Origin of the sequence: Thetidibacter halocola (assembly GCF_018224955.1) — a bacterium.
In the GTDB taxonomy this organism is placed as follows: Bacteria; Pseudomonadota; Alphaproteobacteria; order Rhodobacterales; family Rhodobacteraceae; genus Thetidibacter; species Thetidibacter halocola.
The window spans coordinates 208879-231526 of record NZ_JAGTUU010000001.1 but is presented as its reverse complement, the minus strand read 5'-3'; the positions used below and the strand labels follow the sequence as shown (position 1 = coordinate 231526).

At 67.3% G+C, this 22648-nt stretch carries 25 protein-coding genes; 12 read left to right on the top strand and 13 right to left on the bottom strand.

Features of this window, described 5'->3' with window-relative positions; translation table 11 throughout:
* Window positions 1-13: 13 nt before the first annotated feature.
* The 3 genes from KB874_RS00925 to KB874_RS00915 form a co-directional block, all read right to left on the bottom strand.
* A complete protein-coding gene (locus tag KB874_RS00925; protein WP_212534655.1) occupies window positions 14-892 on the bottom strand; it encodes a DMT family transporter in 879 nt (292 codons plus the stop codon).
* A 58-nt stretch (window positions 893-950) separates the two neighbouring features.
* Window positions 951-2807, bottom strand: coding sequence for a phosphatidylglycerol lysyltransferase domain-containing protein (locus KB874_RS00920; RefSeq protein ID WP_212534654.1), 1857 nt, complete (start codon window positions 2805-2807; stop codon window positions 951-953).
* A gap of 164 nt (window positions 2808-2971) precedes the next feature.
* Window positions 2972-3286, bottom strand: coding sequence for a DUF1476 domain-containing protein (locus KB874_RS00915; protein ID WP_212534653.1), 315 nt, complete (start codon window positions 3284-3286; stop codon window positions 2972-2974).
* Between the two features lie 202 nt (window positions 3287-3488).
* Between KB874_RS00915 and purC the strand changes: the two genes are divergently transcribed.
* The 7 genes from purC (at window position 3489) to KB874_RS00880 (ending at window position 10536) form a co-directional block, all read left to right on the top strand.
* Entirely contained in the window at window positions 3489-4250 is a 762-nt protein-coding gene (purC, locus tag KB874_RS00910; protein ID WP_212534652.1) for a phosphoribosylaminoimidazolesuccinocarboxamide synthase, read from the top strand.
* A 61-nt stretch (window positions 4251-4311) separates the two neighbouring features.
* Window positions 4312-4542: a phosphoribosylformylglycinamidine synthase subunit PurS gene (purS, locus tag KB874_RS00905; RefSeq protein ID WP_212534651.1), complete on the top strand. Its 231-nt coding sequence runs from the start codon at window positions 4312-4314 to the stop codon at window positions 4540-4542.
* A complete protein-coding gene (gene purQ / locus KB874_RS00900) occupies window positions 4542-5207 on the top strand; it encodes a phosphoribosylformylglycinamidine synthase subunit PurQ (protein ID WP_212534650.1) in 666 nt (221 codons plus the stop codon). The genes purS and purQ overlap by 1 nt, the downstream gene beginning before the upstream one ends.
* A 37-nt stretch (window positions 5208-5244) precedes the next feature.
* The gene (locus KB874_RS00895) at window positions 5245-7023 is read left to right on the top strand and encodes a sensor histidine kinase (RefSeq protein ID WP_212534649.1); all 1779 of its coding nucleotides are present in this window, start codon (window positions 5245-5247) and stop codon (window positions 7021-7023) included.
* A 4-nt stretch (window positions 7024-7027) separates the two neighbouring features.
* Window positions 7028-8362 carry a sigma-54-dependent transcriptional regulator gene (locus KB874_RS00890; RefSeq protein ID WP_212534648.1) on the top strand — a complete coding sequence of 445 codons (1335 nt, stop codon included), beginning with the start codon at window positions 7028-7030 and terminating at the stop codon, window positions 8360-8362.
* Between the two features lie 110 nt (window positions 8363-8472).
* The gene (gene pepT, locus KB874_RS00885) at window positions 8473-9714 is read left to right on the top strand and encodes a peptidase T (RefSeq protein ID WP_212534647.1); all 1242 of its coding nucleotides are present in this window, start codon (window positions 8473-8475) and stop codon (window positions 9712-9714) included.
* 63 nt (window positions 9715-9777) lie between these two features.
* Window positions 9778-10536 carry a sulfite exporter TauE/SafE family protein gene (locus KB874_RS00880; RefSeq protein ID WP_346346495.1) on the top strand — a complete coding sequence of 253 codons (759 nt, stop codon included), beginning with the start codon at window positions 9778-9780 and terminating at the stop codon, window positions 10534-10536.
* Between the two features lie 59 nt (window positions 10537-10595).
* Here KB874_RS00880 and gap read toward each other — a convergent pair whose 3' ends face one another.
* On the bottom strand, window positions 10596-11600 hold the full coding sequence (gene gap / locus KB874_RS00875) for a type I glyceraldehyde-3-phosphate dehydrogenase (RefSeq protein WP_212534646.1): 1005 nt from the start codon (window positions 11598-11600) through the stop codon (window positions 10596-10598).
* A gap of 177 nt (window positions 11601-11777) precedes the next feature.
* Window positions 11778-12590 (bottom strand): calcium-binding protein, encoded by an 813-nt coding sequence (locus tag KB874_RS00870; RefSeq protein WP_212534645.1) that lies wholly within the window; start codon window positions 12588-12590, stop codon window positions 11778-11780.
* Between the two features lie 392 nt (window positions 12591-12982).
* Here KB874_RS00870 and KB874_RS00865 point away from each other — a divergent pair, with 392 nt between their 5' ends.
* Window positions 12983-13936, top strand: a complete 954-nt coding sequence (locus KB874_RS00865) for a DUF808 domain-containing protein (protein WP_212534644.1) — start codon at window positions 12983-12985, stop codon at window positions 13934-13936.
* A gap of 152 nt (window positions 13937-14088) precedes the next feature.
* On the opposite strand, the gene tkt is transcribed toward KB874_RS00865, so the two are convergent.
* Entirely contained in the window at window positions 14089-16137 is a 2049-nt protein-coding gene (tkt, locus tag KB874_RS00860) for a transketolase (protein ID WP_212534643.1), read from the bottom strand.
* A 260-nt stretch (window positions 16138-16397) separates the two neighbouring features.
* On the opposite strand from tkt, the gene KB874_RS00855 reads away from it, so the two are divergent.
* Complete coding sequence (locus KB874_RS00855) at window positions 16398-16949, top strand: hypothetical protein (RefSeq protein ID WP_212534642.1); 552 nt, start codon at window positions 16398-16400, stop codon at window positions 16947-16949.
* Window positions 16949-17350 (top strand): cell division protein ZapA, encoded by a 402-nt coding sequence (locus KB874_RS00850; RefSeq protein ID WP_212534641.1) that lies wholly within the window; start codon window positions 16949-16951, stop codon window positions 17348-17350. Before KB874_RS00855 ends, KB874_RS00850 begins: the two co-directional genes overlap by 1 nt.
* An 81-nt stretch (window positions 17351-17431) precedes the next feature.
* Here KB874_RS00850 and grxD read toward each other — a convergent pair whose 3' ends face one another.
* The 4 genes from grxD to KB874_RS00830 all read right to left on the bottom strand — a co-directional run bounded on the left by grxD (window position 17432) and on the right by KB874_RS00830 (window position 18858).
* Entirely contained in the window at window positions 17432-17806 is a 375-nt protein-coding gene (grxD, locus tag KB874_RS00845; RefSeq protein ID WP_212534640.1) for a Grx4 family monothiol glutaredoxin, read from the bottom strand.
* Complete coding sequence (locus tag KB874_RS00840) at window positions 17806-18054, bottom strand: hypothetical protein (RefSeq protein WP_212534639.1); 249 nt, start codon at window positions 18052-18054, stop codon at window positions 17806-17808. The genes grxD and KB874_RS00840 overlap by 1 nt, the downstream gene beginning before the upstream one ends.
* Window positions 18054-18290 (bottom strand): BolA/IbaG family iron-sulfur metabolism protein, encoded by a 237-nt coding sequence (locus tag KB874_RS00835; protein ID WP_212534638.1) that lies wholly within the window; start codon window positions 18288-18290, stop codon window positions 18054-18056. Before KB874_RS00835 ends, KB874_RS00840 begins: the two co-directional genes overlap by 1 nt.
* 64 nt (window positions 18291-18354) lie before the next feature.
* Entirely contained in the window at window positions 18355-18858 is a 504-nt protein-coding gene (locus KB874_RS00830) for a hypothetical protein (protein WP_212534637.1), read from the bottom strand.
* A gap of 120 nt (window positions 18859-18978) precedes the next feature.
* Here KB874_RS00830 and KB874_RS00825 point away from each other — a divergent pair, with 120 nt between their 5' ends.
* A complete protein-coding gene (locus KB874_RS00825; protein ID WP_212534636.1) occupies window positions 18979-19389 on the top strand; it encodes a SufE family protein in 411 nt (136 codons plus the stop codon).
* A gap of 25 nt (window positions 19390-19414) precedes the next feature.
* Here the strand turns inward: KB874_RS00825 and KB874_RS00820 are convergent, their stop codons facing one another.
* The 3 genes from KB874_RS00820 to speB all read right to left on the bottom strand — a co-directional run bounded on the left by KB874_RS00820 (window position 19415) and on the right by speB (window position 22123).
* On the bottom strand, window positions 19415-19834 hold the full coding sequence (locus KB874_RS00820) for an ester cyclase (protein ID WP_212534635.1): 420 nt from the start codon (window positions 19832-19834) through the stop codon (window positions 19415-19417).
* Between the two features lie 71 nt (window positions 19835-19905).
* Window positions 19906-21060 carry a CaiB/BaiF CoA transferase family protein gene (locus KB874_RS00815; protein ID WP_212534634.1) on the bottom strand — a complete coding sequence of 385 codons (1155 nt, stop codon included), beginning with the start codon at window positions 21058-21060 and terminating at the stop codon, window positions 19906-19908.
* Window positions 21061-21169: 109 nt separating this feature from the next.
* Complete coding sequence (speB, locus tag KB874_RS00810) at window positions 21170-22123, bottom strand: agmatinase (protein WP_212534633.1); 954 nt, start codon at window positions 22121-22123, stop codon at window positions 21170-21172.
* Window positions 22124-22301: 178 nt separating this feature from the next.
* Between speB and KB874_RS00805 the strand changes: the two genes are divergently transcribed.
* Window positions 22302-22595, top strand: a complete 294-nt coding sequence (locus KB874_RS00805; protein WP_212534632.1) for a Dabb family protein — start codon at window positions 22302-22304, stop codon at window positions 22593-22595.
* The last annotated feature ends 53 nt before the right edge of the window (window positions 22596-22648 follow it).

The following is a 22648-nucleotide window of genomic DNA, read 5'->3' as shown; positions in this document are numbered from 1 at the left end:
CCGGAACGTAGCGTCACGTTTTTGTAACAGCGGTCGGACGGCGGGTCTCGATCAGGATATTGGCATAGTTTGCGCCAAAGATGATCGCGGCGCCGATCAGCACGAGTGCGTCCAGCGGTTCGGCGTAAAGCGCCATGCCCACAAGGGCGATCACCGGAAGGCGGGCGAAATCGATCGGCATCACGACGGTCGCCGGGGCGAGGCTGAGTGCGGTCGTCAGGCAGAAATGCGCAACGAGTCCGGCGCAGGCGATGACGATGACCCAGGGCCAGCTGGAGGACGCGGGCAGGGCGATGTCGCCGTCGATCCCGGCGCAGATCAGGCCGAAGGCGGCCTGCATGACAGTCAACCAGAAGAGGATCGACGTGATGCTTTCCGTTCGCGTAAGGCGACGGGTGAACACAGCCGAACCGGCAAAGCCCACGGCCGCCAGCGCCGCGGCGACGAGGCCGATGTGAAAAGTCTCGGGGCTGGGCCGCGCGACGATCAGGATGCCGACGAACCCCACCGCCGCAGCGATCAGGCGGTTTACCGTCATCCGCTCGCCGAGGATGAACGGAGCCAGAACCATGACCCAGAGCGGTGAGGTGAACTCCAGCGCAAAGACCTGCGCAAGCGGGATCACGGTGATCGCGTAGAACCACATGTTCTGGCCGGCGAAGTGAAAGATGTTGCGGCTGAAATGCCAGCCCATCTTCTGCGCGCGCACCTGCGGCAGCGTTCCGGCCAGCCGGGCGATGGCGACGACGATGGCGATGCCGATCAACGAGCGGTAGAGCATGATCTCGAACGTGTCGAGGTCGAGGCTGACCGCCCGCCCGGCGATGGCCATGGCAGTAAAGGACACGATGGCTCCCAGCATCCACAGGCAGCCGCGCAGGGTATCGGACATGGGTCATCCTCCGGTTCGGCGGCATCTGGCCCATGGGTCGGGTAAATGGCAAGGGGGCTCAGCCCGCGAGGCGCACTGCGCTGTCCGCGTCCTGCGCCGGTGCCTGTGGCCCGGTCCAGTCACTGGTGGATGGGGCGGGAGGCGGCAAGGGCTCTGGCCGGCAGACCGCGCGCCACAGGTCGAGCGCGGCCAGCAGCAGCGCGGTGCGGCCAGGCGCTGCAATGTAGAGCGGGCGCCAGGAAGGCGCGAAGCTGGACTTGAACCGGGCCAGCCCCTCGGAGCCCGGCGCAAAGCGCATCAGGCGCGGTGCGGGCAGGGCAGCGAGGCAGACCTCGTGGCAGCCTTCGCGCGCGGCGCTGCGGATCAACGCATGGACCAGCGCGTGCATCGTTCCGGCGGGCGCTTCGGGGCGGTGCCGCATCAGGTCGAGGCAGCGTTCGCCGGGTGCGGCGACGGCGGTGACGAATCCCACGATGCGGCCCTGATGCCGGGCGACGAACAACGGCTTGTCGCGCAGGTAGCTGGAGCAGAAGCGGCCCATGGTCAGGCCGCGTTCACCGCCATGGGCCTGCGCCCAGGCGGTGTTGACCTCGGCCAGCGCGGGCCAGTCCGGGGCGGTCATCCGCTCGACCGAGACGCCAGCCCTGTCGGCCTTGCGCAGCGCGCGGCGCAACTGGCGCCGGTCGGGCGCGTCGAGATCGAAGGCGCGCGGGTCCAGCACCGCCTCGGTGCTGTGCGGGGCCGCGATCCATCCGGCGCGGCGCGCGGCGGCGGCGTCGCGGGCAGTAACCTTGTAGAGGCAGGCGACGCGATTCTGCCGCCGTGCCTCGGCCCGCAGGGGTGCCAGCAGGTCAGAGATCGGTCCGTGCTGTGCACCCAGGAACAGCGTCAGGCTGTGCGGCGTGCGCAGCAGGCAGGCGCCTGCCGTCGCGCTGCGCAGGGCCTGAACGCTGGCCTGCGCGGCGACCGCCGCCTCGGCCCGCGGCCCGGACAGGTGCACCGGCGCCGATCGGGGCTGCGGCAACATCGCCAGCGGGCGCGCGAGGGTGGCATAGACCGCGCCCAGAACCGCGGGAACCGCGTAGTAGACCAGCCTGTAGCCGAGGATCGCCGCGGCCAGCGCCACCGGATCGACCATCGGCAGCAGCGCCAGAAGCGCCAGCTCGAACGGACCGACGCCGCCCGGCGTGCCGCCGACCAGCCCCGCGCCCATCGCCAGCGCATAGGCCGCGACAAAGACCGGCAACGCGGGGGCCGTCCCGGCGGGCAGCAGCAGCCACAGCGCGAGGCCCGCGCAGACCAGGTCCAGCAGGCAGAGCGCCAGCAGGCGGGCCGCGGCGGGGATGGAGGGCAGGCGCAGCGCCACCCGGCCCAGCCGCAACACCGGGAAGCGCCACAGGGCCAGGGCCCCGCCAAGGCCCAGCGCCGGCAGCACGGGCAGCGCAAGCCAGGCCGCCCCGCCCACCATCGGCAGCGCCAGCCCCAGCACCCACACGCCCCAGGCGGCAAAGAAGGACAGGGTGACAAAGCCGGTCAGCCGCAGGATCGCGCCGTGCCCGAGCGATGGCATCAACCGCCAGCGCACCGCGGCGCCCACCGCAGGACCGAACCCGATCACCTGGCCCAGCGCGATCGAGGCAGCGCCCGCGCGCCGCGCAGGTCCGTCGGGCGCGCCGGTTTCAAGGTGGCGATGCGCCACCGCGTCATACTGCGCCAGCGCCCAGAAACTGCCCGCCGTCGCCAGCAGCGCCAACGCCCAGCGGCCGGGCGGAATCGCCTGGATCGCCGCGCCGACCGAGGACCAGTCCAGCGTCCCGGCCTGGCGCATCAGCAGCCAGGCGCAGACGGCGCCCAGGAGGACGGGAAACGCCCTTTGCGACGCGGCGCGCATCCGCGCCGGGATCCTGTCCTGCATGCCGTTCTCCCGCCGAAACCCCATGCGCAGCGTCGCATGACGTTTGTGGCCCGCGGGTTAATGGCCCAGTTGGGGAATGCGAAGAATTGTGCCCATCCGGCAGGTGAACAAAGGGCGCGCCACATGGGCGCGCCCCTCGACCTGTCCGGTCATGCCGTGCCGGGTCAGACTTCCTTCATCAGCTGGGCCTTGGCCTGCGCCAGCATTTCCGAGCGCTTGGCGCGGATCTCGTCAGGGTTGGACTTGTCGCCGAGATCGCCGGCCACCTTGCGCACCACGTCCTCGTGGCCGGCTTCCTCGAAATCGGCCTTGATCACCGCCTTGGCATAGGCGTCGGCCTCGTCGCCGCTCTTGCCCATGAGGGCCGCGGCCCAGAGGCCGAGCAGCTTGTTGGCGCGCGCCTCGGCGCGGAACTTCATCTCTTCGTCATGGGCGAACTTGTTCTCGAAGGCGCTTTCGCGATCGTCGAAAGTGGACATGGTTGGCGCTCCGTCATGGCGTTGGGTTTCTTTCGATATGCCGCCCCGCGCGTCCCGGCGCAAGCCAAAGCGGCGATCTGCGGCAACGTCGCCCGCCCCGACACTGCTGCGGCGCTTGCGGGCGAGGCGGGCTTCCACTATGACGGCGCCAAACCCGCGCCCCGAACCGGAGGCGCGGCTTTGGTGTTTCGAAAGGGCTGGCATGGCACGGCGCAAGAAAATCTACGAAGGCAAGGCCAAGATCCTGTATGAAGGCCCCGAGCCCGGCACCATCGTCCAGTATTTCAAGGACGACGCCACAGCCTTCAACGCGCAGAAGAAGGCCACGATCGAAGGCAAGGGCGTGCTGAACAACCGCCTGAGCGAATTCTTCATGACCGGCCTCAACACCATCGGCGTGCCAACGCATTTCATCCGCCGTCTCAACATGCGCGAGCAACTGGTGCGCGCCTGCGAGATCGTGCCGCTGGAAATCATCGTGCGCAACTATGCCGCCGGCTCGCTGGCCACGCGGCTGGGGATCGAGGAAGGCACGCAACTGCCGCGCCCGATCGTGGAATACTGCTACAAGGACGACAAGCTGGGCGATCCGCTGGTCACCGAGGAACACATCGCCGCCTTCGGCTGGGCCAGCCAGCACGACATGGATGACATCGTGGCCCTGGCGCTGCGGGTCAACGACTTTCTCACGGGCCTGATGTATGGCGTCGGCATCCGGCTGGTCGATTTCAAGATCGAGATCGGCCGCGTCTATGACGGCGACTTCCAGCGCCTGATCGTCGCCGACGAGATCAGCCCGGATTCGATGCGCCTGTGGGACATCGAGACCGGCCGCAAGCTGGACAAGGACGTGTTCCGCCGCGACCTCGGCGACCTGACCGACGCCTATACCGAGGTGGCGCGGCGGCTGGGCGTCATGCCCAAGCAGGCGACGCATATCGCCAAGCCGAAACTGATCAACTGACCGTCCGCCCGGCAACGGGCGGCGGTTTCCGCAAATCCGGGAAAGACAATCGGAGGGCGCCATGAAGGCACGGGTGCATGTGATGCTGAAGGACGGGGTGCTGGACCCTCAGGGCGAAGCGGTGCGCCACGCGCTCGGCTCTCTCGGTTTCGAGGGGGTGAACGGCGTGCGCCAGGGGAAGGTGATCGAGCTTGACCTCGCCGACGGCACCACCGAGGACCAGATTGCCGCCATGTGCGAAAAGCTGCTGGCGAACACGGTCATCGAAAGCTACCGGATCGAGACGCTCTGATGCGCGCGGCCGTCATCGTCTATCCCGGCTCGAACTGCGACAGGGACATGGAAGTGGCCTTTGCGCGGGCGGGCCTGGACGTCACGCGGGTCTGGCACAAGGACACGACGCTGCCCGCGGGCATCGACATCGTCGGCGTGCCCGGCGGCTTTTCCTTTGGCGACTACCTGCGCTGCGGGGCGATCGCCGCCAATGCGCCGATCTCGGGTGCGCTGCGCGATCACGCGGCGCGCGGCGGGTACGTCCTAGGGGTTTGCAACGGCTTCCAGGTGCTGACCGAAGCGGGACTGCTGCCGGGCGCGCTGCTGCGCAATGCCGGGCTGAAATACATCTGCCGCACGGTGGGCCTGCGGGTCGAGGGCGCCTCGGTCTATACCGACGGCTACGGCGCGGGGACCGAGATCGCGCTGCCGATCGCGCACCATGACGGCAACTACTTTGCCGATCCCGCGACGCTGGATACGCTCGAGGGCGAGGGGCGCGTCGCCGTCCGCTATACCGACAACCCCAACGGCTCGGCCCGCGACATCGCGGGCATCCTGTCGGAGAACCGTCGCGTGCTTGGCATGATGCCGCATCCCGAGAGGGCGGCGGAACCCGCCCATGGCAATACCGACGGTGCGCGTCTTTTCGCGCATCTGACGACGGCCTTGACGGCCGCGTGACTTGAGCGCGGGCGGGCGGGGGCCTATCCTGTCGGCCATGGCAACCCCCCGCACCATATCGCGCCAACGGCGCACGGGCCCGCTGGGCTGGCGCGTCCGCGCCGCACTGGCGCTTCTGCTTCTTGTGGCGGTGGCGACGGTCTGGGTCACGAACCGCCTGCTGACCGATCGCTTTACCGAGACGACTCGCAACCGCGCCGAGCTGCGGCTTGCGCTCTATTCCGGCAACCTGGTGTCCGAACTGCGCCGCAACGCCATCGTGCCGCAACTGCTGGCGCGCGACCCGGCGCTGATCGGGGCGCTGAATTCGGCCGATTACAGCCAGTCGTCGCAGCGCCTGATTTCCTTCGTAGAGGAAATCGGTGCGGCCTCGCTGATGCTGCTGGACATCGACGGGCGCACCGTGGCCGCCACCGACCGCAACCGCTTGGGCGAGACGCACCGCACCGCGCCCTATTTCGTCGACGCGGTGCGCAGCGCCTCGACCGTGTTCACGGTGATGCAGCGCGAGGCGGGCGGTTTCAGCTTTACCTATGCGCGGCGGGTGGAAAGCCAGTCCAACACGGTCGGCGTGATCGTGGTCGAGGTCGACCTCGCCAAGTTCGAGCGCGCCTGGGCGGGCATTTCCGACGCGGTGCTGGTGACCAATTCCGAGGGCATCATCATCCTCGCGACCGAGCCGCGCTGGCGCAGCCTGACGCGCGAGGAGGCGTTGCAGGCGCAACCCGCCTCGGGCGCGATCGAGCGCGCCATACAGGCCACCGCCGACTGGACGGCGCAGCCGCCCGACGCCTATATCCGCGGCGAGGCCGTGATGCGGATCGACGGGCGCATCCCGTTCCGCGGCTGGACGATGACCACTTTCACCACCTATGCCAGCGTGCGCGAAAAGGTGAACGCGGTCCTCGCGCTCGAGATCATGGGCTTTGCCTTGCTGGCGGCGCTGGCCTTCTACGCGCTCAGCCGCAAGACCGCGCTGCGCATGGCGCTGTTCCAACGGGAATCGGCGGAACTGCGCGCGCTGAACGCCCGGCTGCAACGCGAGATCGCGGAACGCGAGCGGGTGCAGAAGACTCTGGCCGTGGCGGAACAGAGCCTTGCGCAAAGCTCGAAACTGGCTGCGTTGGGCGAGATGTCAGCCGCCGTCAGCCACGAGCTGAACCAGCCTCTGGCCGCGATGAAAACCTACCTGGCTGGCGCGCGGCTGCTGCTGCGGCGCAACCGCCCCGAAGAGGCGCTGACCGCCTTCCACCGCATCGACGACCTGATCGAACGCATGGGCGCCATCACCCAGCAGCTGAAATCCTATGCCCGCAAGGGGCAGGCCGAGTTCAGCCCGGTCAACATGGGCGACGCGCTGGCCTCGAGCCTGTCGATGATGGAGCCGCAACTGAAGGCGCGGCGCGTGCGGATCAGCAAGATCCTGCCGGACGAGCCCGTGCGCATCATGGGAGACCGGATGCGGCTGGAACAGGTGCTGGTCAACCTGTTGCGAAACGCGCTAGATGCCACCAAGTCCGTGGAGCACCCAGAGATCGAGATCATCCTCGCCGCCGGAGAGACCGCCACCGTGTCGGTGCGCGACAATGGCGAGGGGATCGAGGATCTCGAACTGCTGTTCGAGCCTTTCTACACCACCAAGGCGCCCGGCGACGGGGTGGGGCTGGGGCTGGCGATCTCGTCGGGGATCGTTACCGAACTGGGTGGGCGGTTGACCGCGCGCAATGGCGAGCATGGCGGTGCGGTGTTCGAAATCCAGCTGCCGGTGCTGAACGAGGGCACCGGGGCGAACGACACGATAGAGGCGGCAGAGTGAACGCATGGCCAAGGCAATGAAAATCGCGATCGTCGACGACGAGAAGGACATGCGGCAGTCGATCAGCCAGTGGCTGGCGCTGTCGGGCTACGACACCGAAACGTTTTCCAGCGGCGAAGAAGCCCTCGGGCGGGTCGGTGCGGATTACCCGGGCATCGTGATCTCGGACATCAAGATGCCGGGCATGGACGGAATCCAGTTGCTGAAGAAGCTGATGGGCGCGGATTCGGCGCTGCCGGTCATCATGATCACCGGCCATGGTGACGTGCCCATGGCGGTCGAGGCCATGCGGATCGGCGCCTTCGACTTTCTCGAAAAGCCGTTCAATCCCGACCGCATGTCGGAACTGGCCAAGAAGGCGACCAATGCGCGCCGGCTGACGCTGGATACCCGCGCGCTGCGCCGCGACCTGGCCGAGGGCGGCCAGATCATGGAAAAGCTGATCGGCACATCGCCCGCGATGGAACGGCTGCGCGAGGATATCCTCGACCTCGGCCAGGCCGAGGGACACGTGCTGATCGAGGGCGAGACCGGCACCGGCAAGACGCTGGTGGCGCATGCGCTGCATGCGGTGGGGGCCAAGGCGGGGAAGAAGTTCACGCTGGTCTCCTGCGCGGCCTTCGACGAAGAGGCGCTGACGCGCCGCCTGTTCGGCCCCAGCCAGCCCGAGGACCCACGCCTGCCCGCCATGGAAGAGGCGCGTGGCGGCACGCTGGTTCTGGAGGATATCGAGACGCTGAGCGACGCCGCGCAGGCGCGCCTGCTATCGGTGATCAACGACATGGGCAACCCGCCCGAGACCCGCATCATCGCGATCTGCAACCTCCAGGACGAGGGGCGGACCTGCGAAAGCACGATGCGGCCCGACCTGTTCTATCGCCTCGCCGCGCTGCGCATCGTGGTGCCGCCGCTCCGGGCGCGCGGCGAGGACATCCTGACGCTGTTCACCCGCCTGTCGGAACAGTTTGCAGACGAATACGGCTGCGAGGCGCCCAAGGTCTCGGCACAGGAGGCGGCGCAGCTCTTGCAGGCGCCCTGGCCGGGCAACATCCGCCAGCTGATCAACATGGCAGAACGCGCCGTGCTGCAATCGCGCCGGGGACAGGGGACCATCGCCTCGCTGCTGATGAGCGACCATGACCAGATGCAGCCGGTGATGACCACCGAGGGCAAGCCGCTGAAGGAATATGTCGAGGCGTTCGAGCGGATGCTTATCGACAACACGATGCGGCGCCACAAGGGTTCCATCAGCGCGGTGATGGACGAGCTCTGCCTACCGCGCCGGACGCTGAACGAGAAGATGGCAAAATACGGCTTGCAGCGCGCGGATTATCTCTGACATCTGTGCCCGTGGCCGGGACGGATGTGGGGGCCAGCCCCCACACCCTCGGAGTTTAGGGGCCAGATGAAGGGGCGGCATGGTGCGCCGCGCTCTCTAGGGGACATTGCATGAAAACCCAATTCGACCAGGAACTCGAAGAGCGCCTGGTGCGCTACGCGGCGGTGGACACCCAGAGCGACGCGGAGCAGCCCGGCACGCCCAGCACCGCCTGCCAGCTGGATCTGTCGTGGATGCTGAAGGCCGAGCTGGAGGCGATGGGCGCCCGGGACGTTGTGCTAACCGAGTATGGCGCGGTGCTGGCGACGATCCCCGGCACGGTCGCGGGGCCGACCGTGGGATTTCTCGCCCACGTGGATACCGCGCCGCAGTTCAACGCGACCGGCGTGAGGCCGCGCGTCATCAAGGGATACAACGGCGGCGACATCACCTTTCCCGACGCGCCTGAGCTGGTGTTGTCACCGGAGGAATTCCCCTATCTCGCAGGCAAGGTCGGGCATGACATCGTGACCGCCTCGGGCACCACGCTGCTGGGGGCGGATGACAAGGCGGGGATCAGTATCGTGATGACCGCCGCGCGGCACATGCTGACCACGCCGGGGCTGAAGCACGGGCCGGTGCGCGTCGCCTTCACCCCCGACGAGGAGATCGCGCGCGGCGTGCACGCCGACCTGCCGAGCGACCTGGGTTGCGATTTCGCCTATACGTTCGATGGCGGCGACGTCGGCGAGCTGACCTACGAGAGTTTCTCGGCGGATGGCGCCAAGGTGGTCGTCAAGGGGGTCTCGATCCATCCCGGCTGGGCGACCGGCAAGCTGGTGAACGCGACCACGCTGGCCTCGAAGATCGTCTCGATGCTGCCGCATGCGACCATGGCGCCCGAGACCACCGCCGGGCGCGACGGGTTCGTGCATGTGACGGGGATGAGTGGCGATGCCGACCGGATGGAGATCACGCTGATCCTGCGCGATTTCGAACGCGAGGGCCTGGCGGCCAAGGGCGCCATGTTGCGCGCCATCTGCGAGGCGGTTCAGGCCACCGAGCCGCGCGCGCAGGTGACCTGCACCATCGCGCCGCAATACCGCAACATGCGCTACTGGCTTGAAGAGGACATGACGCCGGTCGACCTCGCCTTCGAGGCGGCGCGGCGCATCGGAGTGGAGCCGGTCTCGACCCCGATCCGGGGCGGCACCGACGGGTCGAAGCTGACCGAGATGGGAGTTCCCACGCCCAACCTGTTCTGCGGCATGCAGAACGTGCACGGACCGCTGGAATGGGTGTCCGTTCAGGACATGGCCAAGGGCGCGGAGCTGATGCTGGCGCTGTCCGAACTGGCGGCCGAGCGCGCGTGAGCGCGCGGCCTTGTCCGCCCTGCCGTTCGGGGCGAAGGTGCCCGTGCGACAGGGAGGGGTTTCGTGATTCACTTTGCAGAAGGGCATCTGGCCGGGCTGGTCTGGACGGCGCTGGCGCTGGTGCTGGGCGGCGTCCTGAAAGGGGCGACGGGCGCGGGCGCGCCGATCGTCGCGGTGCCCGTCATAGCGTTGCATTTCGACGTGCCCACGGCGGTCGTCGTGATGGTGCTGCCAAGTTTCGCCACAAACCTTGTCCAGCTGCGCAGCTTCTGGTCGCACCTGCCGCGCGGTGCCTTTCCCTGGCTGTTTGCCAGCGGCGGCCTGCTGGGCGCCTGGATCGGCACGCTGATGCTGGCGCATGTGTCGCCGTCGCTGCTGCTGGCGATGGTGGCCGGGGTGGTGTTCCTGTATGTCGGCTTTCGCCTGGCGCGGCCGGGCTGGGCCTTGGACCCTGCACTGGCCGGCCGGATCGTGTTGCCCGTGGCGGGCGTGGCAGGTGTGCTGCAAGGGGCAACGGGTGTCAGCGCGCCGGTCTCGATCACCTTTCTCAACGCGATGCGGCTGGCGCGGCCGGTTTTCGTGGCGACGATCTCTGTCTTTTTCCTGGCGATGACTCTGGCGCAGGCGCCGACGATGCTCTGGTATGGGTTGCTGACGCCGGAACGGGTTGCGGGGTCCGTGGCGGCGCTTGCGCCCTTGCTGGCGGGGATGCCGCTGGGTGCCGCGCTGGCGCGGCGCTGGCCGCCGCAGGTCTTCGACCGGGCGATCCTTGCGCTTCTGAGCGTGCTGGCGGTCAAGCTGGTTTTTGACGCGATGACGTGAAACGCAAGACGCCCGGGCCAACCGGCGCCGGGCGTTCCGCGTTTTCTTGCTGGACGAGATCAGTGCAGCAGGCGGCCCATCGCGGCGGCCACATCGGCCATGCGCGCCGAGAATCCCCATTCGTTGTCATACCAGGCCAGCACGCGGACCATGCGACCGCCGACGACCTTTGTCTGGTCCGGCGCGAAGATCGAGGACTGCGTCGTGTGGTTGAAGTCGATCGAGACCTTGGGCTCGGGGTCGTAGGCCAGCACCGTGCCCATGCGTCCCGCCGCAGCCTCGGCCACCACTTCGTTCACATCGGCTACGGTCACGTCCTTCCTGGCGTAGAAGGTCAGGTCGACCGCCGAGACATTCGGCGTCGGCACCCGAACGGCCGAGCCATCAAGCTTGCCCTTGAGGTTCGGCAGCACCTCGCCCAGCGCCTTGGCCGCGCCGGTCGAGGTCGGGATCATCGCCATGGCCGCGGCGCGTGCGCGATAGAGGTCCTTGTGGCGGCGGTCCAGCGTCGGCTGGTCGCCGGTATAGGAGTGGATCGTGGTCATGATCCCGCTCTCGATGCCGATCGCCTCGTCCAGAACCTTGGCCAGCGGCGCCAGGCAATTCGTCGTGCAGGACCCGTTCGAGATCATCGTGTCGCCGGGCACCAGGTCACGATGGTTGACGCCGTAGACCACGGTGCGCTGCACGTTCTTCGCCGGGGCCGAGATCAGCACCGATTTCGCGCCGTTGCGGATATGCGCATCCGCCTTCAGCCCGTCGTTGAACTGGCCGGTGCATTCGAGGACCACGTCGCAGCCGCCCCAGTCCAGTTCGTCCAGCTCGTAGCTCGACATCACGTCGATCGGGCCGCGGCCGAGATCGATCGCATTGTCCGTCACCTTTACCTGGCCCGGAAAGCGGCCATGCACGCTGTCGTAGCGCAGCAGGTGGGCATGGGTGTCCAGTGGGCCGGGCGCGTTGATCCGCACCACCTGGACATCGTTGCGCGCGCTTTCGGCGATATGGGCCAGCGTGCAGCGGCCGATCCGGCCGAATCCGTTGATGCCGACGGTGACGGTCATGGCGGGCTCCTAAAATATTAATCTGCTTGCGGTATACCGGCGTATGCTGCAACTGCAAAGCCGAAAACATGTGGTATGGCAATGTGTTAGCGATAAACTTCAACCTGGATCGGAAATGCCCGGCATGTTAGCGCGGGACAATCGCCCGGATCGGCGACCTGAGACGCCGGGCCCAGGTCAGAACAGGAAATGCGTTTCGTCCAGATCGATCGCCGCGATACCCAGAAGCTTGAGGCGGTCCGTGCTGCCGTTGCCATCGATGTCATGCATCAGCAGGGTCCCCCAGTTCATCTGGTGCAGCGCCAGGTTCGAGACGGCGGAAACGCCGAGCCCCGATACGGCGATCCGGTCTGCGGCCAGTCCGAAATCCGTGACCTGATCGGTGCCTGTGCCAAGGACGAAGACATCGGCTCCCCATCCGCCGGCCAGGGTGTCGTTGCCTGCACCTCCCTCCATCGTGTCGTTGCCCTGGCGGCCGAACAAGATGTTCTTGCCGTTGGAGCCGCGCATCCGGTCATTGCCGTTGCCACCATGCAGCGTGTCGTCGCCGTCGAGCAGGTCGTTGCCTTGCCCGCCGAGCAGCAGGTCGCGGCCGCGCCCGCCAAGCAACGCGTCATGGCCCTTGCCGTCATCGACGGTATCGTTGCCAAACCCCGAATAGGCAAATTCGTTCCCGTCCAGCGGGAGGAACCGGTCGGGGAGGATGCCGCCGCGCGCCGTGTCGGCCAGGTCGGCGCCGACCAGATCGGCGCTGCCCCCCAAGAGGCGCTCGGTCACCACACCGGCGCGGTCTGGCGCCGAGGCCAGCACGCTGCACAGGAACAGCGCCGCCGCGGTTTCGGCCGCGGTGCCTATGTCCAGCGCCGTCTGGTCGATGGCGGCCTGCAACGCTGCGTCCCATGCGTCAGAAGCGGTTCCGCCCTGGGTCTGCAACGACCCGGAACCGGCCGTGATGCCCGATGCCGGGGCCGAGATCGCGTCCGCGATCACCGTCCGGGTGACATAGATCGACCGGATATGGTCGCTGACGATATGGGCATTGCCGCTGCCGACGACGTGGTAATGATTGCCGAACTGATCCCAATAGTGTTACGGCATGCTGTCCCCGAACACGTCCATGATCCGCGACATGAAGGGATGGTCGTGCTGCGGCCCGGCGGCAGGCTGGATTTCGTAGATCAGACAGAACGAAACGATCGGCATGGCGCAATTCCGTGCGGAAAGGTGCAAGTTCCGAATGGGTCCAGCTTACACTGGTCCCGGGCACCCACCTACGGTAATCACGACGACGGGGACGGGTTTGGCGATCAGCCGCGATTGGGGTTGAGCGTCACTTTCGAGGCGCTATCCTTGCGCCGGGACATCGCGGAAACGGGTAGGGCATGAGCGGACTTCTGGCACTTCTCGACGACGTGGCGGCCATCGCCAAGCTGGCTGCTGCCTCGGTTGACGACATCGCTGCGAACGCGGCCAAGGCCGGCTCCAAGGCGGCGGGCGTGGTAATCGACGACGCCGCCGTCACACCGAAATACGTGACGGGGTTCGAGCCAGCCCGCGAATTGCCGATGATCTGGCGCATAGCGCGCGGCTCTCTGGTGAACAAGTTGGTGTTCCTTCTGCCCGCCGCGATGCTGATGGCGGCCTTTGCACCTTGGCTCGTTCCCCCGTTGCTGATCTTGGGCGGCGCCTACCTGTGTTTCGAGGGGGCGGAAAAGGTTCTGCATGCAATGGGTCCGCATGACGACCACAGCGGCGGCCCCGACGGCTCGCATGACGTGGGCGATCCGGCCCATCTCGAGGAACAGAAGGTCAAGGGCGCGATCAAGACGGACTTCATCCTGTCCGCCGAGATCATGACGCTTGCCCTGTCTGTGATCGAGACGGACGTGATCTGGATCCAGGGCGTGACGCTGGCGGTGGTCGGCATCCTGATCACGGCGGCGGTCTACGGAGCGGTTGCGATCATCGTCAAGATGGACGATGTGGGCCTCTGGTTGACCAAGGTCGGGCGCCTTGGAATGACACGCGCTTTGGGCCGTGGCATCGTGCGCTTCATGCCCTGGCTGCTCAAGGCGCTCTCCATCGTAGGCACCGCGGCCATGCTCTGGGTCGGCGGGTCGATCATCGTGCACTCGCTGCACCAGATGGGCTTTCACTGGCCCGAGGACACCATCCACAATCTCGCCCACACGGTCGGCGGCGGCAGCCCGGCGGGCGACTGGATCGCCAAGGCGGTGATCGACGGTATCCTCGGCCTGGCCCTTGGCCTGGTTCTGGTGCCGCTGGCCACCCGTATCCTCATGCCGCTTTTCGGCGGAAAGAACGCTGCGCACTGACCGTCGCTAGTTTCCAAACAGCGCGGGGGCAGGGCCCCCTGTGACCTCGAAAACCGGGCGACCCAAGGAAACGGGCGCCTCGGGATGAACCGGGCGCCCGCGGCGGCCCGACAGGGCCGCGTATCCTGTGTCGCGTCAGCGACGCCGCTGGATCAGTCCACGCGCGGATCGGGCTGCCAGCGGCCCAGAACCAGGTCGGTGGCCTTCTGCGTCACCGCATCCGCGGTGATGCCGAATTTCTCGTACAGCACCTCCGCCGGGGCCGAGGCACCGAACCCGTGCATACCGACGAAACCGGCCTTCTCGCGGCGGCCGCGCTCGCCGAACAGCCAGCGATCCCAGCCAAAGCGCATGCCCGCCTCGACCGCGACCCGCACTGGGCCGGCTGGCAGCACACGGCGGCGATAGCTTTCATCCTGCTGTTCGAACAGCTCCCAGCACGGCATGGACACGACCCGCGTGCCGATCCCTTGGGCCTGCAACTGCGTCCTTGCCGCCATCGCGATCTCGACCTCCGAGCCGGTGGCCATCAGGATGACCTGCCGCTTGCCCTCGGCCTCGGCCAGCACATAGGCGCCTTTCTCGACCAGGTTCGCGGTCTTGTGGTCGACGCGCACCGTGGGCACGTTCTGGCGTGTCAGCGACAGCACCGACGGTGTCCCGGTCTGGCGCAGCGCGATTTCCCAGGCCTCGGCCGTCTCGACCGTGTCGGCGGGCCGGAAGACCAGCGTGTTGGGCGTGGCTCGGCTGATCGCCAGGTGCTCGACCGGCTGGTGCGTCGGGCCGTCCTCGCCGAGGCCGATGCTGTCATGCGTCATGACAAAGACCGTCGGAATGCGCATCAGCGCAGCCAGGCGCATCGCCGGGCGGGCATAATCGGTGAAGGCCATGAAGGTGCCGCCATAGGGGCGGATGCCGCCATGCAGCGCCATGCCGTTCATCGCCGCGGCCATGCCATGCTCGCGGATACCCCAGTAGACGTAACGCCCCTTGCGGTTGTCGACATCGAACACGCCCATGTCGCCGGTCAACGTGTTGTTCGAGCCGGTCAGGTCAGCCGAACCGCCGCAGGTCTCGGGCATGATCGGGTTGACCACCTCCAGCACCATTTCCGAGGATTTCCGCGTTGCAACCTTGGGGCGGCTGTCGCTGATCTGCTTCTTCAGCGCCTTGATCGTGGCCGACAGCTTCTTGGGGGCCTCGCCCGCCATGGTGCGGGCGAATTCCGCCTGCCGTGCGCCAGAGGTCGCGGCCAGCCGCGCCTCCCAGGCCTCGCGATCCGCTGAACCGCGCGACCCGATGGTTTCCCACCAGGACTTGATCTCGGCCGGCACGTCGAAGGGGGCCGAGGTCCAGCCCCAGCCCTGCTTCGCCGCCGCGTTCTGATCGGCGTTGGTCAGCGCGCCGTGACCTTTCGACGTGTCCTGCGCGGCGTGGCCCAGCGCGATATGCGTCTTGCAGGCGATCATCGAGGGACGCTTGTCCTTCTTGGCGGCCGCGATGGCGGCGTCGATCGCCTCGGGGTCATGGCCGTCGATCTCCTGCACGTGCCAGCCCGCGGCGTTGAAGCGCGCGACCTGGTCGGTGCGGTCCGACAGGCTCACCTTGCCGTCGATGGTGATCCCGTTGTTGTCCCAGAACACGACGAGGCGTCCCAGCTCATAGCGGCCCGCAAGCCCGATCGCCTCGTGGCTGATGCCCTCCATCAGGCAGCCGTCGCCGGCGACCACATAGGTGTGGTGATCGACCAGCTTGGCGCCGAAGCGGGCGCGCAGCATTTCCTCGGCCATAGCGAAACCCACGGCGTTCGAGAGGCCCTGGCCCAGCGGGCCGGTCGTGGTCTCGATCGCCTTGGCGTGGAAGTTTTCGGGATGGCCCGCGGTGCGCGCGCCCCACTGGCGAAAGTTCTTCACCTCGTCCAGGGTGATCTCGGGATCGCCCGACAGGTAGAGCAGCCCGTAAAGCAGCATCGAACCATGGCCCGCCGACAGGATGAACCGGTCGCGGTCATGCCAGTCGGGGCGTTTGGCGTCAAATTTCAGGTGTTTCGACCACAGCACCGTCGCCACGTCGGCCATGCCGATCGGCATGCCGGAATGGCCCGAGTTGGCGGCCGCGACGGCATCCAGCGCAAGCGCGCGGATCGCGGTGGCGCGCATCCAGTGATCGGGGTTCTTGGAGCGGAGGGCTTGGATATCCATGACAGGCGGATCCTCTGGCAGCATGGCGATGTGCAGGCTCAATACCAGCGTGACGCGCAGTTGCAAGCGCGTGGCGCGGGTCCGCCCCGATGGCGTGTGAAAGCCGCGCCGTAAGGCATTGGAACGCAAGGGGGCGCAATTTCCGGCGGCGCTTGGTAAACTTTTTTCCAGAGAGGAACGGGGCGATTCGCAGGCGAGGGCCCCGGACAGGCGGGAACAGGCCGCCCGGCCGCATCGGCGGGGCGCGGAAAGGGGTGGATGTGAGCAGCATCGAAAACTTGCAAACGCGACTGGCGCAGGCGCTGGAACGCATCGGCCGCACGGTGGAAGGGTATGAGCCGCCGGGGGCCGCGCCGATGCCGGTGGCAGAGCCGCCACCCGCGGCCGCGCCCGAGGCCGACCCGGAGGAACTGCGCGCCTTGCAGGAGGCGCTGGACGAGGAACGTCTCGCCAATGCTCAGTTGGAAGAGCGTGTGCGCCTGCTCAAGGCCCGCACCGGCGAGGGCGGAGACACCGCCGCGTTGCGCGAACAGATTGCCGCGCAGCGCGAGGCCGTGGCGGGGCTGGATGCCGAAATGCAGCGCTTGCGTCAGGCCAACGACGCCCTGCGCGAGGTCAGCCAGGCGCTGCGCGAGGCCAATGCCAAGGGCGTGGGCGAGCCGCACCTGATCAACAAGGCGATCCTGGCCGAACTCGACTCGCTGCGCGCCGCGCGCGCGGTTGATGCCGCCGAGGCGCAGGCGCTGATGAGTGCGCTGACCCCGATCCTGGCCGAGGCCGCCGGATCCCACGGCCAAGAGGAGAGTGTCTGATGTCCCAGATCGAAGTCGAGATCGCCATCGGCAACCGCACCTTCGAGGTGGCCTGCCAGCAGGGCGAGGAACCCTATCTCCAGGCCGCCGCCGGCCTGCTGGACGCCGAGGCACAGGTGCTGGTGGAGCAGATCGGGCGGATGCCCGAGGCGCGGATGCTGCTGATGGCGGGGCTGATGCTGGCGGACAAGACCGCCGGGCTGGAGGAACGGCTGCGCGAGGCCGAGGACCGGCTGTCGGCGCTGTCGGCGGAACTGCGCGCGCTGCGCGACGCGCCGCCGCCCGAACCCGAGCGCGTCGAGGTGCCGGTGATCCCCGACGACGTGACAGACGCGCTGGCCGAACTGACCGCACGCGCCGAGGCGCTGGCCGAGACGATCGAGGAAAAGCTGTCGGTCTGACCGGCCTCGCGCGGCCGGCATGGGGGCAAAAGGAAACGGGCGGGATCTCTCCCGCCCGTATCTAGTTTCCGTCGTCCGAACTCAGGCGTTGGCTTCGCGGATCTTCTCCGCCGCCGCCTTGTCATAGGTCACGCCGTTCTGTTCGAACAGCGCGTCAAGCTCGCCCGACAGGGTCATCTCGGTGATGATGTCGCAGCCGCCCACGAACTCGCCCTTGACGTAGAGTTGAGGGATGGTCGGCCAGTCGGAATAGTCCTTGATCCCTTGGCGGAGCGACTCGTCGGCCAGCACGTTCACGTCGTGGAATTCGACGCCCATGTAGTTCAGAACACCCGCCACGCGGCTGGAAAAGCCGCATTGCGGCATGGATTTGGTGCCTTTCATGTAAAGCACCACGTCATGCGACTTCACGGTTTCATCGATCTTGGTCTTGGCATCGGTTGCGGTGTCGGTCATCAGCTTTTGTCCTTCGGAATGAAAAGGCGGGCGTAGTCCTGCGGATCGCGGGGCACGCGATATTGTGTCGAATGCCCGCCCCCGCTGCCGCCGGAATGATAGGAGGCGTCGATCACGTGAAAGCCCTTGCCCGGCTCGGATCCGCGCGTGCCGCGTTCGCGGTCGTCGCGCACGGCCTGCACCGCGCGCAGCCCGGCCACGACCAGGATCAGCGCGCAGAGGATCACGATGCCGGTCAGGGAACCCATCAGTCGGGCGCCTTGGTGGTCAGGGCCAGCGCGTGCAGCTCGCCGGCCGGGCCGTCCATCTTGCCCTTGAGCGCGGCATAGACGGCGCGCTGCTGCTGCACGCGGTTCAGGCCACGAAAGCTTTCGTCCACCACCATCGCCGACATGTGCACACCGTCGTCTCCCTCGACGACGATGCGGGCATTGGGAAAGCTCTCGCGCAGGAGGTCTTCGATTTGCTGGGCTTGCATCGGCATGAACGGGTCTCCGCTGGTGGTCTTGCAGGAAATCTAGTGCCGCGCAGCCGGGGCTGCAAGACGATCAGCGGCGCGATGTGCGCTCGTTGCGGGCGCCCTTGACGCTGATCGTGCGGATTCCGGCAAGCTCCGAGTCGGTCACCCAGACCGCCGCGGTCACGGTGCGCGACAGGTCGGTGCCGCGTGGGCCGGGCGCCTGGTAGGCGCGGAACTCGTAGGCCAGCACGCCGTCGCCGGCGTCCTCGACCGGGACCATGCGCAGCTCGAAGGGGCCCTGGTAGTCGGCCACACCTGTCGTGCGGATGATCGCGCCGCCCGGCCGCCGTTCGACCAGCAACTCTGTCACCTCGCCGACCAGCGATCCGGCATAGGCCGCGTCCTGCCTTGGCCGCCGCAGGACCGACTCGCTGCGCTGGGGAATCAGCGGGTTGACTGTCGCGTTGGGATCGACCGGCGTCGACACGCTGCGGCCGAACCAGTTCATCGGATTGAACCGCGACTCGCCAAAGCCGCCGCAGCCCGCCACCAGTGCGCCCGAAAGAATGAGGATGAGAGCCGCTCTGCCCATGAGGTCGCCTTTCCTGCCTGTGCCTTGGGTTAACCCATTCCGTCGCGCTTGAAAAGCGTGCGAGGTGCTGGACCTTCACGCGCACAGCGCCTAACTCGACAGCGGAAAGAGAGGTGTGGCATGGCACAGGCAGCCTTCGAAGAGGTGGTCGAGGATTTCGAGTTCCTCGAAGACTGGGAAGACCGCTATCGCATGGTGATCGAGATGGGCAAGGCGATGGAGCCGCTGCCCGACGCGCTGAAGGTGCCGGCAACAAAGGTCGAGGGCTGCGCCAGCCAGGTCTGGCTGCACATGACGCCCGAGGGCGGTGCGTTCCATTTCCAGGGCGACAGCGACGCGCTGATCGTCAAGGGTCTTATCGCGCTGCTGCACCGGCTGTATGACGGCCTGCCGCTGGCCGAGGTCGGCGGGGTGGATGCCCGCGCCGAACTAGGCCGGCTGGGCCTGCACGATCACCTCTCCGCCCAGCGCAGCAACGGCCTGCGCGCGATGATCGAACGGATCAGGGCAGAGGCCGCCGCAGCGGCCTGAGCGCGCCCGAGCGGCGAAGCGGGGTTCAGTCCAGCAAGCCGAGTTGCCGGGCGATCGTGGTGGCGTCATAATAGTCGCGCCCTTCGACGACCTTGCCGTCCTTGACCCGCATCACGCTGCAATACCGCGGCTCCTGTCGGCGTCCAGTGGGTTCGAAGGTGCCGAGCGACGATTGCAGCGGCCCGGTATGGGTCCCGCGGTTGACGAATTCCACCACGGCCCGGTCGCCGTCGACGATCACGTTCGTCACCTTGACCTCTCCGTCCGGGAAGGCCTTGCGCCAGCGTTCATAGTCCATCCGGTAGCCATCGGGTCCAATCTGGCGTTCGCTGCGCGCCACATCCTCGAACTGGCAATCCTCGGCGATCACGGCGACGCTGCGTTCCGGATCGCGCAGGTCCCAGGATTCATGGAACTGGCGAACGATCTCTTCGGTCTTGCGCATGACGGGCCCTCCACTTTGTTATCCTGAGCGTGGGGTCCCGACACCTGGCCGTCAACAGACATCCGCCAGCCTCATGTCCGGCCGTTCTCCAGCCAGCGCAGGATCTCGCCCCGGCTGCCGTCCAGGTCGGGTGCCGGGCGGCGCGTGGTCGGGTCGGTCATGTCGGACAGCTTGATCGGGTTGCCCGCTGCCTTGAAGGCCGCGCGCCCGTTCTTGTCCAGCACGTCCACCACCATGTTGCGCGCCAGGATCTGCGGATCCTTCAGCGCCTCGGCAACGGTCTGGATCGGCCCGGTGGGCACGCCTGCCGCGCTCAGTTTCGCGATCCAGTGCGCGCGGGTGTGTTCCAGCGTCACCGCCTCGATCAGGCGTTTCAGCAGCCGCGCGTTGTCGCAGCGCGCGGCATTGCTGGCAAAGCGCGCATCGTCCGAGATCGGCAGGTCCAGCGTGATGCAGAGCTTTTCGAACAGCTTGTCGTTGCCGGCCGCGATCACGAACAGCCCGTCGGAGGCGTGGAAGGTCTCGAACGGGGTGATCGAAGGATGGCGCGCGCCGCTGGGCCCGGGCGGCTTGCCGGTGACGGTGGTGATCGCCACCGCGTGTTCCAGGATCGCCAATTGGCTGTCCAGCATGGACACGTCCACCTTGCGCCCCTTGGCGCCGCGCTCGCGGTCGACCAGCGCGGCAAGGATGCCCTGCGCCAGGAACATGCCCGCCACGATGTCGCCGATGCTGGCGCCCACCCGCACCGGGTCGCGGCCCTTTTCGCCGGTGATCGACATGACCCCGCCGCGCGCCTGCACGACCATGTCATAGGCGGGTTTCCTGGCATCCGGACCCGTATGGCCGAATCCCGACACTGAACCATAGATCAGCTTGGGAAAGGCCGCGTGCAGGTCGTCCCAGCCATAGCCAAGCTTGTCCATCACGCCGGGGCGGAAGTTCTCGACGATCACGTCGACACGCGTCAGCAGCGCCTCGAAGGTCTTGCAGTCCTCTTCCTTCTTCAGGTCCAGCGCGATCGAGGCCTTGCCGTGGTTCAGCGCTGCGAAATAGGCCGATTTGCCGTCCTTGAAGGGCGGAAAGGCGCGGGTGTCGTCGCCGCTGCCGGGCTTTTCCACCTTGATGACGCGGGCGCCGAGATCCAGCAGCGTCATGGTGCAGAAAGGACCCGCCAGGACGTGGGTCAGGTCAAGGATGATGTATCCGGCCAGGGGCTGGGTCATGGGTGCGATTCCGCTGTTTTTCTGCTCGAAGACAACAGGACCGTGTCCGGCGCGTGACGTCCAGTGCCGCAGTGCGGAATAGGCGGCTTGCTGCCGCGACGGCAGGCGCTCAGCCTGTCTTTCGGGCGTGAAAGATGAATCCCAGCAGGTTCAGCAGAACCTGCGCGGCCAGGATCGACGTGGAGCCGGTGGGGTCATAGTCGGGCGCCACCTCGACCAGGTCGATGCCCACAACCTCATGCGCGCGCACGGTGTGCTGCAACAGTTCCAGCACGTCGTAATACAGGAAGCCGCCGTGGCTGGGCGTGCCGGTTCCCGGCGCGATGGACGGGCAGAAGGCGTCGATGTCGATGGTGATGTAGACCGGCACGCCCGCCGGGATGCGCGCCGCCGTCGCCTCGGGCCCCAGCTTGCGCATCTGGCGCACCGACAGGATGTCGGATCCGCGCGCGCGAGCATCCTCATAGCCCTCTCGGGCGGTGGACGACACGTTGCGGATGCCCACCTGCGTCAACCCGCTGACCCAGGGCTTTTCCGAGGCGCGGCGCATCGGGTTGCCATGACCGCGCGTCACGCCGTGGCGCTCGTCCACGAAATCCAGGTGCGCATCGATCTGCAGGATGTGGAAGGGCGCGTGGCCCTCGTAGGCCTCGATGCAGGGGATGTTGACGGAATGATCGCCGCCGATGGTGACGGGCAGGGCGCCCGCCTTCAGCGCGGCTTCGACGCCCGCGCGGATGTTGGCATGGCTTTTCAGCGTATCGGTGTGGACGATGTCGGCATCGCCCATGTCGACGATCCGCACGCCGTCGAGGTAGACCGCGTCGTCCTCGTGGTCATAGGCCCCGGCATGGCCGAAGCTGAAGAGTGTCGAGGCCTCGCGCACGCCGCGCGGGCCAAAGCGCGCGCCGGCCCGCCATTGCGTTCCGGCGTCGAAGGGCGCGCCCAGCACCGCCACGTCGGCGTCGATTGCGTCCCAGTCGGCGACATGGGGTGCCTTGGCAAAGGTGCAGATGCCCGTGAAAGGCAGGTTCAGGCGGCCGGTCTGGTATCCGTGGGTCATGGGGCGTCTCCTTGCGTGAGGCCAGACTATCGGGCCTTGCGCGGGCAACAAGGGGCGTCGGAACTATTCGTTGCGCTGCCGTCGGAAAAGGCGTCTGGTAAGAGCGGCGGCACCGGCGCGGCCTGTACCGTTCCCGGCGTCGGGCTCTTGCGATCCCGTGACCCACCGGAGGTGATCCATGCTGCGCCATATCGTTCTCGTGACCTTCAAGCCGACCGCCTGCGCCGAGGCGCGAGAGGCGTGGCGCGAGGCCGTCACCGGCCTCTGCGAGACCAGCCCCGAGGTCCTGTCCCATACCCTGGGCATGAACGTCGGCAGCGGGCCGAACCATCACGACGCGGCACTGGTGGCGGATTTCGCCGACATTGCCAGCTTTCGCCGATATGTCGACGGGGACATGCACCGCGCCTATGTCGCGGATCACGCGCGCCACGTGGTCGACAGGATCGCCGCGATCCAGCACGAGCACTGAGGCACGGCGCGCCCTTTCCTTTTCCCTTCCCCCATGCAATAGGGACGCGCCAA